The sequence below is a fragment of the Streptomyces sp. CAU 1734 genome, from assembly GCF_039888735.1.
GTDB lineage: Bacteria > Actinomycetota > Actinomycetes > Streptomycetales > Streptomycetaceae > Streptomyces.
Window position 1 is genome coordinate 324104 of the sequence record NZ_JBDQQP010000004.1, and the last position, 18716, is coordinate 342819.

Sequence of the window (18716 nt, forward strand, 5' to 3'; positions counted from 1 at the left end):
CCACCGGACACGACAGCCGGCCGCACGCCGTCCGCGCGTCACCGGCCCCCCGTGCTCCTCACGGCCGGGGCGGCACCACCGGCATCCCCAGGAACGGCAGCCGCAGCTCCCCGTACGCCCCCTCGGGCACCACCGGCGCCCGCGGCCGTACCGGCGCCACCCGCTCGTATCGCGCGCCCTGCGCGGGACGCGGATCCGGGTCCCCCTTGTTCGGCCAGAGCGCCATGGCCCGCTCCGCCTGCGCGGTGATCGTCAGCGCCGGGTTCACCCCGAGGTTCGCCGTGACCGAGGCGCCGTCCACCACCGAGATGCCCGGGTGACCGAAGAGCCGCTGATACGGATCGATCACCCCCGATTCCGCCGTGGCCCCGATCGGGCAGCCGCCCAGGAAGTGCGCGGTCAGCGGAGTGCCCATCAGTTCACCGATGTTGGATCCCGCGAAACCGTTGATCTCCTCGGCGAGCAGGGACGCCGCCCGGGTGGCCTCCGGAATCTGGTCGGGATTGGGCGTGCCGTGCCCCTGCCGGGCCGTGAGCAGGCCCTTCCCCAGCCCCTTCGGCTTGCGGTAGGTGGTCAGGGAGTTGTCCAGGGACTGCATGACCAGCCCGATGATGGTCCGCTCCGACCAGCGCCGCGCTGAGAGCGAGCGGGCCGCCCGGACCGGATGCCTGGCCATGTTGCCGAGCCATCCCGCCACCCGGGCCCCGGGCCGGTACGGCACCTGAAGGATGGTCAGCCCGCCCATGGCGTTGGAGCCCCGGCCGTATCGGACGGGCTCGATATGGGTGTGGGCGTCCGGGTGGATGGAGGAGGTGATGGCCACTCCCCGGGTGAAGTCGACCCGTGCCGCGCCGTGCCGCGCGCGGTAGCGCCGGTCGTCGGTCTGCGCGCCGACCAGGGCCTCGGAGTTGGTACGGGTCAGTTCGCCGAGCCGGGCCGGGATGCGCGGCAGCAGGCCGCCGTCCCTCATCCGGTGCAGCAGGGTCTGGGTGCCGTAGGTGCCCGCCGCGACCACCACCCGCGCGGCCGTGAACGTACGCGCCGCGCCCTTGCGCCGGTTGTCGCTGGGCAGCGTGCCGACGGCGAGGCCGCCCCGGGAGTCCTCGGTGAGGGTGACCGCCGTGGTCATCGGGTGGACCTCGGCGCCCGCCCGCTCGGCGAGATGGAGATAGTTCTCGTTGAGGGTGTTCTTGGCGCCGTGCCGGCAGCCGGTCATGCACTCGCCGCACTCCCGGCAGGCCCGGCGGGAGGGTCCCGTACCGCCGAAATAGGGGTCCTCGGCCTGCCGGCCGGGAGCCGCCCGTACGGAGCCGTCGGCGTCCTCGCCGTCGCCGAAGAACACTCCCACCGGGGCCCGGTGGAAGGTGTCGCCGACGCCCATGGCCTCCGCCGCGGCCTTCAGATGGACATCGGACGGGGTCATGGTCGGATTGAGCCGGACGCCGAGCATCCGCTGGGCCTGGTCGTAGTACGGCTTCAGCTCCGCCCGCCAGTCGGTGATGTCCTTCCACTGCGGGTCCAGGAAGAAGGCGGGCGGGGGCACATAGAGGGTGTTGGCGTAGTTCAGCGAACCTCCGCCCACCCCGGCCCCGGCCAGCACCATCACCTTGCCCAGCAGATGGATCCGCTGGATGCCGAAGAGGCCGAGCGCGGGCGCCCAGAGGAAATTCCGCAGGTCCCAGGAGTTCTTCGGCAGCGTCTCGCGGGTGAAGCGGCGGCCCGCCTCCAGGACGCCCACCCGGTATCCCTTCTCGGTGAGCCTGAGCGCCGCGACCGAGCCGCCAAAACCCGACCCGATGACGATCACGTCGTAGTCGTAGTCGTAGTCGTGGTCATCGTCGTAGTCGTGATCGTGGTCATCGTCGTGGTCACGGCCTCCTGCGGCGCCGGGAGCGCCGGCCCCCGGATCGGCCGGCTTCGGGACAGGGGGGAACTCGGCCATGGCTCTCCTCGGATGCGCGGTGAAAGCGACGGAAACGACGGAAGCGACGGAACCCGCGGAGGGGCCGAGACGGGCGTCAGCGCAGGCGGAGGGCCTTCAGCACCTTCAGCGAGCGGCTCATCAGGGCCGCGTACCCCTCGTCGTCCATCCCGAACGACGGCGCCAGGGGCAGCAGCCGCTGCCGGGCGATCGTCTGCGCCTCGGTGTACTTGAGAATCCCCTCGGCACCATGGCGCCGCCCCAGGCCGGATTCCTTCATTCCGCCCATGGGGGCGGCCACACTGCCGTAACCGGCCGCGTATCCCTCATTGATGGTGACCATGCCGGCCCGCAGCCGGGCGGCCAGGGCATGCGCCCGCCTGCCGTCACGCGACCAGATGCCCGCGCTCAGCCCGTACGCCGTGGCGTTGGCCAGCTCGATCGCCTCGTCCTCGTCGCGGAACCGGTAGACGGAGACGACCGGGCCGAAGGTCTCCTCCGTGCAGACGGCCATCGGCTCCTCGACACCGTCGAGAATGGTCGGCTCGTGGAAGAACGGGCCGATGTCGGGCCGCGCCGCGCCGCCCGCGACGACGGTCGCGCCCTTGGCCACGGCCTCGCTCACATGGCGGGTGACGGTCGCCAGCTGGCGCTCACCCGCGAGGGAGCCCATATCGGCTCCGTACGCGAGGGATCCGCCCAGCCGCATCGCCCTGGTGCGCTCGGCGAACCGCTCGATGAACCGGTCGGCGATCGACTCATGGACATAGAGCCGCTCGATGGAGACACAGAGCTGCCCCGCCGAGGCGAAACAGGAGCGGATCGCTCCGGCCGCCGCCAGGTCGATGTCCGCGTCGTGCAGCACGAGCATCGGATTCTTGCCGCCGAGTTCGAGGGAGACGCCGATCAGCCGGGCCGCCGCGCCCTGTGCGACCTCGCGGCCGGTGCGGGTGGAGCCGGTGAAGGAGACGTAGTCGGCGTGTTTCACGACCTCGGGGCCGATCACCGGGCCCTCGCCGATCACGATCTGGAGGACGGCCTCGGGCAGCCCCGCCTCGATCAGCAGATCCCGGGCCCAGAGCGCGGTGAGCGCGGTCTCGGTGTCGGGCTTCATGACCACGGCGTTGCCCGCCGCGAAGGCGGGCAGGGCGTCGCCCACGGAGAGTTCGAGCGGGTAGTTCCAGGGCGCGATCTGGCCGACGACACCGCGCGGCTGGCGGAGTTCGGTGACCTTGGTGAGCAGGGGGATGACGCCGAGATGCCGCCCGGGGCGCAGATAGGAGCCGGCCGCGCGGCCGTAGTGGCGGGCCGCGACCGCGACCGCCTGGACCTCCTCATGGGCATGGAGCCGGGCCTTGCCGGTCTCCAGCTGGATCAGGTCGAGGATCTCGGCCTGCCGTTCCAGGAGCAGATCGTGGAAGCGCAGCAGTACGGCGGAGCGGGCGCGGACGGGGGTCGCGGCCCAGGCCGGCTGTGCGGCGCGGGCGCGGGCGAACGCCTCCGCGACGTCGTCGGCGGACGACTCCGGCAGATCCGCCAGCTTCGCCCCGGTGAGGGGGGTGTGGACGGCGGTGCGGCCGGAGCCGATGACGCCGCGCACGAGCTGGGCGATCACTTCCGGGGTGACCACATCCGCCGCGGTGCGCGCGCCGGCCGGTGCGACGGCGGCGGGGTTGGTGACAGGGTTGGTGACGGGGGCCTTCGCGTGCGTCATGAGGCCGAGCGTATGCCGCCGCCGGAGCTTTGGGTACCCGCGGGTAACACTTTCCGGGGGCTGCTTCGTCACGTCGGCGGCTGTCCCGCCGCGCGCCGCCGACCGGCCGCGACAGCCGGTGCCCCGCCCTGGCCGCGCCGGCGCTTCTCCGTATGTGCCGGCACAGAAGCCCTGGCCAGAGGAGCCTCGATGCGGTGAGGGCGGAGCCGGGGGCGCTCGAAGCCCGAGCGGGGAGCGTGGTGTCTCCTCGTACGCCCCCTGAGGACGGTGCCGCCGTGCCGCGCGGGATGCCGGCTCAGAGGTCCTGGATCTCCAGGTGTGCGACAACCCGCTCGAAGAGCTCGTCGCCGCGCTCGGCCGCCCACCCCTCCGCCGGTCCCGAGACCCGCAGCCGCCAGTAGACCGCGCCCGCGCCCTCACCCTTGCCGACGATCCGCTCCTGCCAGCGGAGACGGATCGGATCATCGCCGACCGCGCTGTACGGGACATAGTCGACGGTGGTGTCGAAGGCGTCCGCGCCCTGCTGGGACGAGGTTCGGATGCTCACCCTCTGGTCCTCGATCTCGGTCCCGTTCTCGCCGCCCCTCTCGTAGAACTCCCGCCAGGCGTCCTGGACCGGGGCGAGTTCGTCCTTCTCCTCGGCGGTGTCGACCCGCTCCAGATGGACCCGGAACACCCCGCTCGGATCCCCGTAGGTGACGCCGGAACCATCGGTGTCCTGGACGCGTTCATACTCCGAGGGGACGGCGAGATTCGCCGAGACGACCTCCCTGTCGGAGCGGATCTCCCACCCCTCGGGCATGTCTCCTTCGCCGGGGCCGAAGGGGTCCACGACGATCAGCGCCGCGGCGACCGCTGCCGCGAGCAGACCGGCGCCGAGTCCGTACCGGGCCGCTCTGCCGCTCCGGAGCACCGGGGGCACCCACCGGCTCCCCGTGCGCTCCCCCGTGCCTCCGGCGGCGGGGGCGGTGAGGGGCGGCCGGGCCACGCTCTCCAGCGTCTGCCGGATCTCGCCCGCGTCCGGCCGCATCGCCGGTTCCTTGCGGAGCAGTTGCATCACCAGTGTGCCGAAGGCGCCCGACCCCCGCGCGGGCATCTGCGGTTCGGCGGAGACCACGGCCTGGAGGGTCGCGGGGGCATTGGACCTGCGGTAGGGGGACATCCCCTCCACCGCCGCGTACAGCACCACACCCAGCGACCACAGATCCGACTCGGGACCGGGCCGCTGCCCCAGCACCCGCTCCGGGGCGATGAATTCCGGCGAACCGACGAAGCCGCCGGTCTCGGTGAGCCCCTGCTCGCCCTCGACCTGGGCGATGCCGAAGTCGGTCAGGACGACCCGGCCGCCCGGGCCGAGCAGGACATTGTCGGGTTTGACATCGCGGTGGAGCACCCCGGCCTCATGGGCGGCCCGGAGCGCGCCGAGTACGGAGAGCCCTATTCCGGCCGCCTCGCGGACATCGAGGGTGCCCTCCTGGAGGCGGGCGGCGAGGGACTGGCCCCGTACCAGCTCCATGACGATCCACGGCTTGCCGTCCTCGATCACCACATCGTGGACGGTCACCACGGAGGGGTGGTCGATCCGGGCGGCGGCGCGGGCCTCGCGCTGCATCCGCAGATGGGCCTTGTCCCGCTCCTTCGCGCTCAGCTGGTCCGGAAGCCGGGGCTCCTTGACGGCGACGTCCCGGTCGACGACCTCGTCATGGGCGCGCCAGACCGTACCCATGCCGCCGTACCCCAGCCGGGAGGTGAGCCGGTAGCGCCCGCCGAGCCGGTGTCCGGCCCCGGGCTGCCCGGCGGAAGGAGTCTCGGGCGCGGGCGGTACGGGACCGTCCTGTACGGGACCGGGTGACGCGGGCGCGAGCGGTACGGGACCGGGGGCCGGCACCGCCGCCGTCTGTGCGGCGTCCGGTGGCCTGAGCCGGTAGCTGGTGGGCTCGTGCGCCTGTCCCCGATTGTTCGTCATGCTCACATCCTGGCCAAGGTCTGGTGTCCCATGCCACCGGGGCGGATCGCCGGATGCACACCCGTAACGTACTCGGGCCGGTGTGCGGGTGCCCCGGCCCGTACCGTCAGCCCGTCTGCCGCCAGCTGCGCAGCATGGTGTCGAACTGCTTCCGCACCTCGGGCCAGTTCGCCACCGGACCCGCCATGTAGAAGGCGTACTCGGTTCCGTCATCGGCAAAGTACATCTGGTCGATGGCACGCCACTCCGCGGAGGTCTTCTCCTCGGTCCAGGTGAACTCCCACAGCGCCGACTTCCGGTGGTCCCGGAAGACATTGGCCTCCAGCGTCACCCGCTGATAGGTGGGCCGCAGGACCTTCATGTCCTCTTCCATGCCCAGCAGATGGAGATACGGGTTCTCGAAATCGGGCGCGGCGTCGATGCCGATCCGGAAGCGGTGGCCACCGCCGCCGGGCGGCACATAGTCGATCTGCCCCTCCACCACGATCTTGCGCGTCCAGCCGTCCGGTACGAGCAGGCTGAATCCGGCCGGGTCCCGCACCCGCTGCCAGCCCTCCGGCACCTCGTCCGACGCACCCGGGGAACCGGACGGCGGCGCGGCGGACGGCGGGGTCGGGTCCGGCCCGGCGCCGGAGCTCTTGCCGGTGGGGGCCGACGGCTTGAGGGAGCCGACCCGGGCCTCCGGGAGGATCGCGGTACGCGCCTTGGGGTTGTCGCCGTCGCCGTTGTCCGAGCCGTCCCCGTACTGCATGACCGCGAAGCCGGCTCCCAGACCGACGACGGCCGACACCACCACGACCAGCGCGGCGGTGCGCAGCCGCCCGCCGCGCCGCGGCCGTGCGGCAGCGGAATCCGGTCCACCGCTCCATCCCGGTCCGCCCGCCGGGGAGCCGGCCGGGGCCGGAGCGGGGCGGGTCTCACCGGCGTACGGCCGCGGGGACTGCGCCATGCCCTGCTCGGCGGGGACGACCAGGGTGGGTGACAGCGCCGGCGAAAGCGAGTGCGTACGGCCCTCGGTGACCGCCTGAAGTATTCGCTCGGCCTCCGCGGAGGAGAGACGGGCGGCCGGATCCTTCCGCAGCAGAGCCATGATCACTTCGGCGAGCGGCCCGGCATGCTCCGGCCGGCGGGGCTCGTCGGTGACCACCGCCTGCATGGTCGACAGCGGTGACGAACGGCGGAACGGCGACTCGCCCTCCACCGCCGTGTAGAGGGTGGCGCCCAGCGACCAGAGGTCGGACGCGGGCCCGGGGTCACCGCCGCGCACCCGCTCGGGGGCGAGGTAGTCGATCGATCCGACGATCTCGCCGGTCCGGGTGATGGTGGCGTCACCCTCGATCGCCGCGATGCCGAAGTCGGTGATCAGGGTCTGGCCGTCCCTGCTGAGCAGGACATTCGCCGGCTTCACATCCCGGTGCAGGACTCCGGCGGCATGGGCGGCGCCCAGCGCGCGCAGGACGTCGAGACCGATACGGGCGGCGTCCCCGGCCGGAATGCGGCCGGACTCCTTGGTGACATCGGCGAGCGAGGGCCCGTCGACGTACTGCATGACGATCCACGGGCGGGCATCGTGTTCCAGGACATCGTGCACGGTGACGACACCGGGGTGGCTGATCCGGGCCGCCGCCCGCGCCTCTTTCTGCGTACGGGCGTGGAGTACGCTCCGGTCCGACTCGGACGCGTACATACCGGCCGTCAGTTCCTTGACGGCGACGGTGCGGTGGAGCAGTTCGTCGTGGGCCCGCCACACCTTGCCCATGCCGCCGCGGCCGATCGACTCGCCCAGCCGGTACCGCCCCGCGAGCAGCAGCCCCGCACCCGTACCCGTGCTCTGTGAATTCTCCACGTCCCCCGCCCCGGTCTCAGGTGCCCCAGCGTACGGAAACCGATCACACCGGCGGAACAGCGACCGGCCCAAGTGACCGCACTGTGACGCACCTTGCACATCCGGCCGGGGGGACGGCCCGGCGCGGGCATGCGATCCGGGGGAAAAGCCGGGATTCGGCGTCGGTCAGCGGGTGGTCCGGTAGGAGTCGGCGGCGGCGCGGTACGCCGCCGTCACCCGGTCCCGCTGCTCGTCGGGGCCGATGACCTGGACGACGTGGTACCGGCCGTCGACTATCAGGGCCAGGTTGCGGACATAGACCTGGCGTCCGTTGGTGTCCTGCCAGGTGTACTGGCCCTCGGCCATCACCCGCCGGCCGACCTCTATCCGGCGGAGCCCGGTGGCCTCGGCCCAGGTGGAGTCCCGGAACGGCTGCAACTCGCGTTCCTTGTCGCGCTGGTAGACGAGCGGGTCGTCGCCGTTGGCGCTCACGGTGTCGCGGCCGGGGACGACGATCAGGGTGAAGTCGCCGTTGCTGTAGCGGATCTGGCCGATGTCATTGATGGGGCTGCGCCGCCAGCCCTTCTCGACGGCGACCCGGAAACCCTCGGTGTCGTCGCGGATGGTGAACCCGGCCGGCGCGGGGGGCGCGTCCGCGGCGGGGGCGGAGGTCCGGGGCCGCTCGGAGGCGGGTCCGCCGGTCGGCGACGGGGTGGTGGTCCGCTCCGGGCCGGGGGTCTGCGAGGCGGCCGGGCGCGGGCCGGTGTCGCCCTGGGGCTCGGTCTTCCCGCCGGTCGCCGTCTTCGGCATGAACACCATGGCGTAGGCGATGGCCCCGACCACCAGCAGCAGTATGAGAAGGAGGAGGGTACGGCCCAGGGTGCGCGGACGGCCCCGCTCCTTGCGGGGCTTCTTGTGACGGTGGCGGCCGTGCACCACCTCGGCCGAGCCCCGGCGGCGCCTGCGGACCAGCTCGCCCCGGCGGCGCACCACGGGGAGCCTGCTGCCCTCGGTCACCCCGGGCGGCAGGGCTATGACCTCCACACCCGCGTCGGGCTCCGGCGCGGACCGCACCAGTGAGCGCAGCCAGCCGCGCAGCTCCTCCACGTCCGGCCGCTCGGTGGGGTCCTGGCGCAGCAGCGATTCCACGACCGGGCGGAGCGGACCGCACTCCTCCGCGAAGGCGGGGGGCTCGGAGCAGACGAGCTGGACCAGCTCGGAGGCGTTCTCCTCCGGGTAGGGGGCGTGGCCCTGGACGGAGCGGTAGAGCAGCGCGCCGAGCGCCCAGAGGTCGGTGGCGGGGCCGACGGGCGCGGCGAGCTGCCAGTTCTCATGGACCGGACCGGCCTGCTCCGGTGCCCAGCGCTCGGTGACGGCGCCGACGACGGCTATCCGGGCCTGCCGGGCGCGCTCGGCGGCGAGCGGTGTGGCGGGGCCCCGGTGGACGGGCGGATCGCCCGCTCCTCCGTCGTCCCACCGTCCGGCGGGCCCGTCGGCGGGCGTCTCGGCGGGACCGGGGAGGCGCTGGGCGTCGGCCCGCAGCGCCTCGCGGCCCGCGCCGCCGCGGTCCCAGCCCCCGGCCGCCGCCATGGGCACGGGCGCGGTGCCGGTACGGGAACGGCCGGCCGGGAGGACGGGCCGGTCGCGGTAGGGGTCACCGGCCGGGCCTCCGCCGCGTCCGGCACCCGCCGGGGGTGACTGCCGGACGCCGTAGGGGTCGGTGTCCCGGTGCGGATTGGGCTGGGAACCGCCGAGGGCGGGCAGCTCCCCCGCCTCGTCGGGAGCCTGGCTGAAACCGGCGGGCAAGGGGCGGACCGGGCCGGGGGCCTGGCTGAAACCGGCGGGCAGCGGACGCGGCTCTCCGGTCGCCTGGCCGAAACCGGCGGGCAGCGGGAGACCGCCCGGGGTCCCGCCGGCGAACTGTCCGCCGCCGGCGGGCAGGGAGCCGGGGCCCTCCTGCCCGGGGAGCGGACCGTCGTGCCAGCTACCGGCGAGCCGGACATAGCCGGGGCCGTCGGAGTCGTACTCGTCCCCGTCGTCCTCCGGGTCGTCATGGGGGGTGCCGCCCTGGGCGGGATCACCGGGTTTACGTGCCCACCAGTCACGGTCGCCGCCGGACTGGACGGGCGGGCCGCCCTGTCGCTGTTCCTCGCCGGACCGGGCGGCGGCACGGGCCCCGGCGCGGTATGCGGCGATCGCCCCGGACCGGGCGGCGCGCAGGTCCGGCAGGCCGCTCCCGGGCTCCGGCGGGAAACCGGCCGGGGGCGGGGGGCTCGGGTACGGCTGCACGGAACCGGGTCCGCCGAAGGTGCCGGTGTCGTCGTGCGCGCTGCGAACGCCGTACCCATCGGGCTCTTCGGGCTCGTCCTCGTGGTCGTGGTCGACGTCGTCGTATGCGAGGTCGTCGTCCGAGGCGTGGTGATCGTCGTCGTGATCGTCGTGGTCATCGCCGTCGTGGCCCTCGGGAAGCTCCCGGGGCACCGGGGCGTATCCGCACAGGGCCTCCTCCGCGGCTCCGGACGCCAGCCCGGTGAGGACGACGCGTCCGTCGTCGCAGACCAGGACCGTGCGCGCGGTGATGTTGCGGTGGGTCCAGCCGTGCGCGTGCAGCACATCGAGGGCGGTCAGCACATCGGAGGCGACCTCGGCGGCCCGGTAGGGCGAGAGGGGCTTCTCCGCCAGCAGGGCGGCGAGCGGGCGGGCGGCGACGCGCTCGCTCACGATCCAGAGCGAGCCGGCTTCGGCGAAGACGTCGAAGACCTGGTCGAGCCGGGGGTGGTCGGGGATCCGCGCGGCTGCCTGGGCCGCTTCGACGGCCCGCAGCACCGCCGGGTCGCCGAGCCCGCGGAAGGTCCTGCCGGGGATTCCCGGGGCTCCCGTGAATCCGGGGGCGAAAGCGGATCCGGCCGGGCCCTCCGGGCCGACGACCTCGGCCTCCACCACCTCCGGCAGGGGTACCTGACGGATCAGGACTTCCTGTCCGCTGTAGGTGTCGAAGCCCCGCGTGTCGGCGAGTTCGTACTCGTCGGAAGGTGGCAGCGGCAGACGGTAGCGGTCGGCGAGCACCCTTCCCGCATAGTCCTCCACGTCGCCTCCCCTCCAGCGAGCTGCCCATTCAACAGCCGGTTCTGTGGTGCCCTGCGAGAGAACCCGGGAATCCCCCGGCACCACCGATACACATCAATGAGATTTGTTCAAGGTCCCGCTACGGCCGCGGACGGACGCCATCCGCTCACCGGCACGCCCTCCGGCGAACAGGTCTTCGCACGAACACGCCTTCTCAACGATACGGTCCCGGCTCAGTCCTTGGGCTGGAATGTACGGAACGCCGTCTCGCGCAGCGTCCTGCACTCGGCCTCGTTCCATTCGCTCGCCTTGCAGCTGACCATGATCGAATAGCCGCGCTTGGCGTCAACCCGGAATCCGCGGTTGAGGACCCGTATTCGCTCACCCTGCTGATTGCGCTCGAACTGCCAGTCGGCGACGGTCGGATAACCGTTGAATTCGACCTCTTTGATGCCGAGGTGCTCATATTTGTTGCTGGCACCGCGAGTGGCGGGAACAGCGGCCTTCCAGGCGGCTGCGGCATCGGTGCCCGGGCGGGAGTTGAAGTCGACCTGCACCCGCGGGAATCCACCACTCCGGTTGAAGATTCCGCCGGAGTTCTGTCCCGCTATACCGTTCATACGGAAGTTCTCGGGCATGGTCATCCCGAAACGGAACCGGTCGTTGGTGACCGCCGCATACCCGGCGGGAACTTCACCCTTGCCGGATTCCTTTCCCGGGGTGGAGCCGGACGACTCCTGGGGGTCATCCTTGCCGGCCGTGCCGCCGGTGTCCTTCCCGGACGGCTCGCCGCCGGAGCCGTCGGTACCGCTCTCGCTCCCGTCGGGCTTCTTCTCCCCGCCGGACTCCTTGTCGCCGCCGCCCGGATTCCCGGTGCCGGACGACTTCGTGGTGTCGGTCCCGGAGCCCTTGGCGGCACTGTCGGCGTCATCGTCACTGAGCGACAGATAGAGCACCACACCGAGAACGGCGAGCAGCACCGCGGCCGCGATGGCGATCAGTGTGCGCCGGGGCACCACATCGGTCAGCGGTGCCCGCACCGGGGCGGCCCGCTGGACCGGCGGTGACGGCGACGGTACGGGCGGCTGCGCCGCACTCGGTGCCGCGGCCGGTGAAGCGGCGGCCGCGGCCTTCCGCGCGGGCCGGCGCGGGCCGCGCGGCTCCTCCTTCTCCGCGGTCACCGCGGGCGGTACCGGCGGGAGGGTCATCGCCCGGGTCGCGTCCGCCGGGGGCTGCGCGGCGGAGCTCTCGGGGGCGCTGATCACCTTGCTGAGCAGCTCCCGCGCACCGGTGTCGCCGAGGCGCTGGGCGGGGTCCTTGGCGAGCAGACCGTAGATGACCTCTTCCAGCGGGCCCGCGTTCTTCGGCGGGTCGAGCGGCTCGGTCATCACGGCCGTCAGGGTGGCGATCGCGGAGCCCTTGTCGTACGGCGGGCAGCCCTCGACGCTGGCGTAGAGCAGACCGCCGAGCGACCACAGGTCGGCGGCGGGGCCGGGGCGGTGGCCGCGCGCCCGCTCGGGCGAGATGTACGAGGGCGCGCCGACCAGCATGCCGGTGGAGGTGATCGAGGGGTCGCCCTCGACCTGGGCGATGCCGAAGTCGGTGAGCACCACGCGGCCGTCGTCGGCGATGAGCACATTCGACGGCTTCACATCGCGGTGCAGAATGCCCTGGCGGTGCGCGGAACGCAGCACGTCCAGGATGGCCAGACCGACCTCGGCGGCCCGGCGGGGGGTCAGTATGCCGTCCTCGCGGATGACTTCGGCCAGGGACTTGCCCTCGACCAGCTCCATCACGATCCAGGGGCGGTCGTCCTCGTCCACCACGTCATAGACCGTCACCGCGCTGTTGTTGCGGATCCGGGCGATGGCCTTCGCCTCGCGGAGGGTGCGGGTGATGAGGCGGCGCTTCTCCTCCTCGTCGATGCTGGTGGGGAAGCGCAGCTCCTTCACGGCGACGGTACGGCTGAGGGTCTCGTCGACCGCCCGCCAGACCGTGCCCATGCCGCCCCGGCCGAGTACGTCACCGAGGCGGTAGCGCCCGGCGAGGAGCCGGCCCTCGGAGTCCGTACCGCCGGAGCCGCCGGGGGCGGACCCGCCGGCCTTTCCGCTCTTGTCCGGGCCGCCGGAGCCGCCCGCCTTCCCGGCCGGGCGCGCGCGCTCAACCCCGGGCGCGGCCGGTACGTCTGTATCGGCGTCAGCCGCACCACCGGACCCGGCCTTCCCGGCGGGCCCGGCCGCCGGTGCCGCGGTGTCCGCCTGCCCGGCGGTCTCCCCCGGTGCCCTGCCGGATCGCCCTGACTTCGGCGGCTCGGCCTCCGTGGACTTGCCACGCTGGGGTTCCCGCGACTGCTCCGCCTCCGACATGCGTCCCCTCTGCGATCCATGATCTTCGCCCGCGCCTGCCGCTCCCGCGCGATGCGGTAACACGCCTTGGCAGAACCTTCATTGTCCCTCACTCCGGGACCGGCGTTCATCCCGGGTCCGCCGACCCCCCGGGCGGACCCACCTGGTTGAAACATCCACCATGTCACCGCCCCGGGGGAAGGCCGATGTCCGTCCCGGGTCCGACCGTGACAGGACCGTGAAGGACCGGCCCGGCGTCCCGAGCCGTGCCACCGGCCGGACCGCCCGGTGGCAGACCGCGCCGGATCGCCGCGGACCGCACCTCGGCGCACGGACCACCGGGGGCACCGGGGACCATCCGGGCCGTCAGGGACGACGCGCCGGACGGGATATGACACCGGGCCGGACGCGGGCCGGATCAGAGGGGAACGATGTCCGGCGCCCCCAGCCGCGCCGCGTCCGCCGTCAGGTCGTCGGGCTGCCGCTGCGACTCCCGCTCCGCCTCCACCCGCTTCTCGTAGTGCGCCACTTCCTTCTCGATCTGCTCCTGCTCCCAGCCCAGGACGGGCGCCATCAGCTCCGCGCACTCACGGGCGCTGCGCGTGCCCCGGTCGAAGGTCTCGATCGAGATCCGGGTGCGCCGGGTGAGCACATCGTCCAGATGCCGCGCGCCCTCGTGCGAGGCGGCGTAGACGATCTCGGCCCGGAGGTAGTCGTCCGCCCCGCCGAGCGGTTCACCGAGGGTCGGGTCCTCGGCGATCAGCGCGAGCACTTCCTCCGTCAGCGAGCCGAAGCGGTTGAGCAGATGCTCGACCCGCACCACGTGCAGTCCGGTGCGGGCGGCGATCCGCGCCCGGGCATTCCACAGCGCCGTGTACCCCTCCGCGCCGACCAGGGGCACATTCTCCGTGACACAGTCGGCCACCCGCTGGTCCAGGCCGTGCACCGCCTCGTCGACCGCGTCCTTCGCCATCACCCGGTAGGTGGTGTACTTGCCGCCCGCGACCACCACGAGTCCCGGTACGGGATGGGCGACCGTGTGCTCACGGGAGAGTTTGCTGGTCGCGTCCGACTCGCCGGCGAGCAGCGGCCGCAGCCCCGCGTACACGCCCTGGACGTCATCCCGGGTGAGCGGCACGGCGAGCACCGAATTCACGTGCTCCAGCAGATAGTCGATGTCGGCGCTGGAGGCGGCCGGGTGGGCCTTGTCCAGATCCCAGTCCGTGTCCGTGGTGCCGATGATCCAGTGGCGGCCCCAGGGGATGACGAACAGCACCGACTTCTCGGTGCGCAGGATCAGCCCGGTGGTGGAGTGGATCCGGTCCTTGGGCACCACCAGATGGATGCCCTTGGAGGCGCGCACATGGAACTGGCCGCGCTCGCCGATCAGGGCCTGGGTGTCATCCGTCCACACCCCGGTCGCGTTCACTATCTGCCTGGCGCGGATCTCGTACTCCCCGCCGCCCTCGACATCCTGGACCCGGGCGCCGACGACCCGCTCGCCCTCCCGCAGAAAGCCGATGACCCGGGCCCGGCTGGCGACTTGCGCCCCATAGCTCGCGGCGGTGCGCACCAGGGTGGCCACATAGCGGGCGTCGTCCATCTGCGCGTCGTAGTACTGAAGGGCCCCGACCAGGGAGTCCTTCCTCAGACAGGGCGCCACCCGCAGAGCGTGGCGCCGGGAGAGATGACGGTGGACCGGCAGACCCCGGCCGTGCCCCGAGGAGACGGACATCGCGTCGTACATGGCGACGCCCGATCCCGCGTACAGGCGCTCCCATCCCTTGTGCTGCAAGGGATAGAGGAACGGCACCGGTTTCACCAGATGGGGAGCGAGCCGCTCCAGGAGCAGTCCGCGCTCCTTCAGGGCCTCCCGCACGAGCGCGAAGTCGAGCATCTCCAGATAGCGCAGCCCGCCGTGGATGAGCTTGCTGGACCGGCTGGAGGTGCCGGAGGCCCAGTCGCGCGCCTCCACCAGCCCGGTGGAGAGTCCTCTCGTAGCGGCGTCCAGTGCGGTACCGGCGCCGACCACGCCCGCACCGACCACCAGCACATCGAGCTCCCGCTCGGCCATGCCGGCGAGTGCCCGGGCGCGCTCTTCGGGTCCCAGTGTCGCTGTCCTCACTGCGCTTTCCTCCCGTCGCCCCCGTACAAACCCTGCGCGCAGGGCGCTGCGCCCTGTGCCCGATCCGCCCCTGCGTCCGCCCGGGCGAACCGCGGATCCGCGGAATGTGCCCTGACCCGTCTGCCCAGGTGCCCGATGCCGCCGGGCTCATGCGCCGCGGCCCTCGGGCATCCGCCCGCCCGGCCGCCGGGTCCTCCGCCGGTGCGCCGTCGCCCCGGGTCCGCACCCGGGTGCTCCGGCTCACAACATCGATTCTGTCCGGAGTCTCCGACTTCAGCCACCGCCTGTGGATAACACTCAGGGGAGCCACAAGCCCACAATGCGGCATATCGGTCATATTTACGCCTAGTCTGACATTGCGCCCGCCCGTTCTGCCCACAGGGCTTGCGCCAACGCTCCCCTCCGGCTATAGGGAAGGACGGCCAACCCCGTGCCAGCAGATCTCGCCGTCATCGGACTCGGTCACCACGGCCTGCCCCTCGCCCAGGCCGCCGTAGCCGCGGGTATCGAGACCATCGGCTACGACACCGACCCGCGGCACCTCAGCGAACCGGCAGCGGGCCGTACCCCCGCCGACATCCGCCGGATGGTCTCCGGAGGGTTCCGGACCGTCACCGACCCGGCCGAACTCGGCCGCGTGCGCACCGCCGCCATCTGCGCCCCCACCCCTCTCGGCCCGGACGGCAATCTCGACCTCACCGCACTGTCCGAGGCGGCCCAGGCCCTCGCCGCCCGGCTCCGTCCGCACACCACGGTGCTCCTGGAATCCGCCGTGCAGCCGGGCACCACCGAGACCTTTCTGCGGCCCCTCCTCGAAGAGGGCTCCGGACTGCGCGCCGGCCGCGACTTCCATCTCGCGTACTCCCCCGGCCGGGTCGATCCCGGCTCCCGCACCCACGACTACGGCAACACCCCCAAGGTCATCGGCGGGCTCACACCGGCATGCACCGAATCGGCCGCCGCCTTCTACGGCAGACTCACCGACCGGGTGGTCCGCGCCCGCGGCCTGCGCGAGGCCGAGACGGTCAATGTCCTCGAAACCAACTTCCGCCATGTCAACATCGCCCTCGTCAATGAGATGGCGGTGCTCTGCCACGATCTGGGAGTCGACCTCTGGGATGTCATCCGCTGCGCCGAGACCAAGCCGTACGGCTTCCACGCCTTCCGGCCCGGCCCGGGCGTCGGCGGCCACGGCGTACCACTGGACCCCGGCACCCTCCCGTACAGCGGACGCACCCCCGGCCACCCGCTGCGGATGGTCGGGCTCGCCCAGGAGATCAATGCCCGGATGCCGCAATACGTCATCCAGCGCTGCGCCACCCTGCTGAACGAGCACGGGAAGTCGGCGCGCGGAGCACGGGTGCTCCTGCTCGGGATCACCTACAAACCCGATCTGCCGGACCTGACGGGCTCTCCCGCCACCGAGATCGCCCGCAGGCTGATGGAACTGGGCTCGGCCGTCAGTTATCACGACCCCTATGTCCCCGACTGGCGGGTGAACGGCAGGCCGGTGCCGCGCGCGGACTCGCTCTACGAGGCCACGGCGGGCGCGGATCTGACGGTGCTGCTCCAGCACCACCGCACGTACGACCTCCAGAGCCTCGCCGTCAAGGCACCGCTGCTCCTGGACACCAGGGGAGCCTCCCCGGCGGGAGCCGCGCACCGGCTGTGACCTGGCCCGATCCGCACCGGAGTCGTAGGGCGGGGAAAGAAACCCGGGCGGTGCCGTCAGTGCGGGCTGCTAATGTCCGGGCCTTGAACGCACATCTGTGCGGATGCACACCCATGGGGGGATTTCCATATGAGCCAGCCCGTACCGCCGCAGTCCGGCAATCCGTTCGCCGAGGGCCCGCCCGGCGCGTCCAACCCTTACGCCCAGGCTCCGCCGCCACCCGCCCCGGCCCGGAACAACGCGGGAATCGGCATCCTCGCGGCGGTCGTCGCCGCACTCGTCGGCGCCGGCGTCTATGGCGCGATCAGCGGTGCGATCGAGCGCGAGATCGGCTTCGCGGCCATCGGTGTCGGTTTCCTGATCGGCTTCGCGGCAGCCAAGGCCGGCGGCGCGCACCCGGCACTGCCCGCGGTCTCGGCCGCCCTCGCCCTGCCCGCCATCTGTCTGGGACAGATCATCGGCGCGGCGGTGATGCTCAGCGACTTCCTGAAGATCTCCTTCATGAAGGTGCTGACCGAGAATTTCTCCACCCTCGTGGACGCCTGGACGGAGTCGGCCGACTTCATGACCTATGTCTTCCTGGCGATAGGCGCCGTCACCGCCTTCAGCACCGCCAAGAAGGGCAATGCCCTCAGCCTCTGATCCGCGGGCGCGCGCCGCGCTGCACGACAGGCTCCCCGGCCGGACCCCATGGCGGAGGGGCCCGGCGCCGTCATCGGCGCCGGGCCCCTCACCGGACGGAATGTCCGCTCCCCGCGGAGTGTCAGCGGCGGTGCTGCGAATCCGCGACCGTCACCTCGACACGCTGGAATTCCTTGAGCTCGCTGTAGCCCGTCGTGGCCATCGCCCGGCGGAGCGCACCGAAGAAGTTCATCGATCCGTCCGGGATGTGCGAGGGGCCGGTGAGGACCTCCTCGGTGGTGCCCACGGCGCCGAGGTCGACCAGCTTGCCGCGCGGCACATCCTCGTGGACGGCCTCCATGCCCCAGTGACGGCCCCGGCCGGGCGCGTCCGACGCGCGGGCCAGCGGCGAGCCGATCATCACCGAGTCGGCGCCGCAGGCGATCGCCTTCGGGAGGTCGCCGGACCAGCCCACGCCACCGTCGGCGATGACATGCACATAGCGGCCACCGGACTCGTCCATGTAGTCGCGGCGGGCCGCGGCCACATCGGCCACCGCCGTGGCCATCGGCACCTGGATGCCCAGCACATTGCGGGTGGTGTGCGCGGCGCCGCCGCCGAAGCCGACGAGAACACCCGCGGCGCCGGTGCGCATCAGGTGGAGCGCCGCCGTGTAGGTGGCACAACCGCCGACGATGACCGGCACATCCAGTTCATAGATGAACTGCTTGAGGTTGAGCGGCTCGGCCGCGCCGGAGACATGCTCGGCGGAGACCGTGGTGCCGCGGATGACGAAGATGTCCACCCCGGCGTCCACCACGGCCTTGGAGAACTGCGCGGTGCGCTGCGGGGAGAGGGCGGCGGCCGTCACCACACCCGAGTCGCGCACCTCCTTGATCCGCTGCCCGATCAGCTCTTCCTTGATCGGGGCCTCGTAGATCTCCTGGAGACGGCGGGTCGCGGTGTCGACCGGCAGCTCCGAGATCTCGTCCAGCAGCGGCTGCGGGTCCTCGTACCGGGTCCACAGGCCCTCAAGGTTGAGAACCCCGAGACCGCCCATCTCACCGATCCGGATCGCGGTCTGCGGAGAGACCACGGAATCCATGGGGGCGGCCAGGAAGGGCAGGTCAAAGCGGTAGGCGTCGATCTGCCAGGCGATCGAGACCTCCTTCGGGTCCCGTGTGCGCCTGCTCGGTACGACGGCGATGTCGTCGAACGCATACGCCCTGCGACCGCGCTTGCCGCGCCCGATCTCGATCTCAGTCACCTTGTGTGGCCTTTCCCTCTACGTCTGCGTCTACCAGTATCCCCGACGCATACGAGAGGGGCGGTGCCGGAATACCCGGTACCGCCCCTGCACGCGCGGGCAGCTGCTCTCCGATGCGGTTTCCGCGACCTGTACCGGCCGTTTTCCCGCCGCCGGGACCGCTCGCCCCGGCTCGATCCGTCCGCCGCGGCCGC

General features: G+C 72.2%; 10 protein-coding genes. 2 read left to right on the plus strand and 8 right to left on the minus strand.

All coding sequences use genetic code 11. The annotated features are described in order from the left end of the window. Positions 1 to 58: 58 nt before the first annotated feature. The 7 genes from AAFN69_RS09755 to AAFN69_RS09785 form a co-directional block, all read right to left on the minus strand. On the minus strand, positions 59 to 1942 hold the full coding sequence (locus AAFN69_RS09755) for a GMC family oxidoreductase (RefSeq protein WP_347727951.1): 1884 nt from the start codon (positions 1940 to 1942) through the stop codon (positions 59 to 61). 76 nt (positions 1943 to 2018) lie between these two features. Next, entirely contained in the window at positions 2019 to 3635 is a 1617-nt protein-coding gene (locus AAFN69_RS09760; protein WP_347727952.1) for a succinic semialdehyde dehydrogenase, read from the minus strand. 295 nt (positions 3636 to 3930) lie between these two features. Further along, positions 3931 to 5601, minus strand: coding sequence for a protein kinase (locus AAFN69_RS09765; RefSeq protein WP_347727953.1), 1671 nt, complete (start codon positions 5599 to 5601; stop codon positions 3931 to 3933). Positions 5602 to 5707: 106 nt separating this feature from the next. Beyond that, positions 5708 to 7447 (minus strand): serine/threonine-protein kinase, encoded by a 1740-nt coding sequence (locus tag AAFN69_RS09770; RefSeq protein ID WP_347727954.1) that lies wholly within the window; start codon positions 7445 to 7447, stop codon positions 5708 to 5710. Positions 7448 to 7612: 165 nt separating this feature from the next. Next, on the minus strand, positions 7613 to 10513 hold the full coding sequence (locus AAFN69_RS09775) for a protein kinase (RefSeq protein ID WP_347727955.1): 2901 nt from the start codon (positions 10511 to 10513) through the stop codon (positions 7613 to 7615). A 212-nt stretch (positions 10514 to 10725) separates the two neighbouring features. Beyond that, positions 10726 to 12858, minus strand: a complete 2133-nt coding sequence (locus AAFN69_RS09780) for a protein kinase (RefSeq protein ID WP_347727956.1) — start codon at positions 12856 to 12858, stop codon at positions 10726 to 10728. Positions 12859 to 13255: 397 nt separating this feature from the next. After that, positions 13256 to 14962, minus strand: a complete 1707-nt coding sequence (locus tag AAFN69_RS09785) for a glycerol-3-phosphate dehydrogenase/oxidase (protein WP_347727957.1) — start codon at positions 14960 to 14962, stop codon at positions 13256 to 13258. Positions 14963 to 15392: 430 nt separating this feature from the next. Here AAFN69_RS09785 and AAFN69_RS09790 point away from each other — a divergent pair, with 430 nt between their 5' ends. Then, on the plus strand, positions 15393 to 16634 hold the full coding sequence (locus AAFN69_RS09790; RefSeq protein WP_347727958.1) for a nucleotide sugar dehydrogenase: 1242 nt from the start codon (positions 15393 to 15395) through the stop codon (positions 16632 to 16634). A gap of 129 nt (positions 16635 to 16763) precedes the next feature. Continuing rightward, positions 16764 to 17276, plus strand: a complete 513-nt coding sequence (locus tag AAFN69_RS09795; protein ID WP_347727959.1) for a hypothetical protein — start codon at positions 16764 to 16766, stop codon at positions 17274 to 17276. Between the two features lie 121 nt (positions 17277 to 17397). On the opposite strand, the gene AAFN69_RS09800 is transcribed toward AAFN69_RS09795, so the two are convergent. Continuing rightward, positions 17398 to 18522: a GuaB3 family IMP dehydrogenase-related protein gene (locus AAFN69_RS09800; RefSeq protein WP_347727960.1), complete on the minus strand. Its 1125-nt coding sequence runs from the start codon at positions 18520 to 18522 to the stop codon at positions 17398 to 17400. Positions 18523 to 18716 lie beyond the last annotated feature (194 nt).

Bases quoted from the DNA above. Each gene is read 5' to 3' on its own strand.
- AAFN69_RS09795 (WP_347727959.1), top strand. From the start codon at position 16,764: ATGAGCCAGCCCGTACCGCCGCAGTCCGGCAATCCGTTCGCCGAGGGC.
- AAFN69_RS09755 (WP_347727951.1), bottom strand. From the start codon at position 1,942: ATGGCCGAGTTCCCCCCTGTCCCGAAGCCGGCCGATCCGGGGGCCGGC.
- AAFN69_RS09780 (WP_347727956.1), bottom strand. From the start codon at position 12,858: ATGTCGGAGGCGGAGCAGTCGCGGGAACCCCAGCGTGGCAAGTCCACG.
- AAFN69_RS09765 (WP_347727953.1), bottom strand. From the start codon at position 5,601: ATGACGAACAATCGGGGACAGGCGCACGAGCCCACCAGCTACCGGCTC.
- AAFN69_RS09760 (WP_347727952.1), bottom strand. From the start codon at position 3,635: ATGACGCACGCGAAGGCCCCCGTCACCAACCCTGTCACCAACCCCGCC.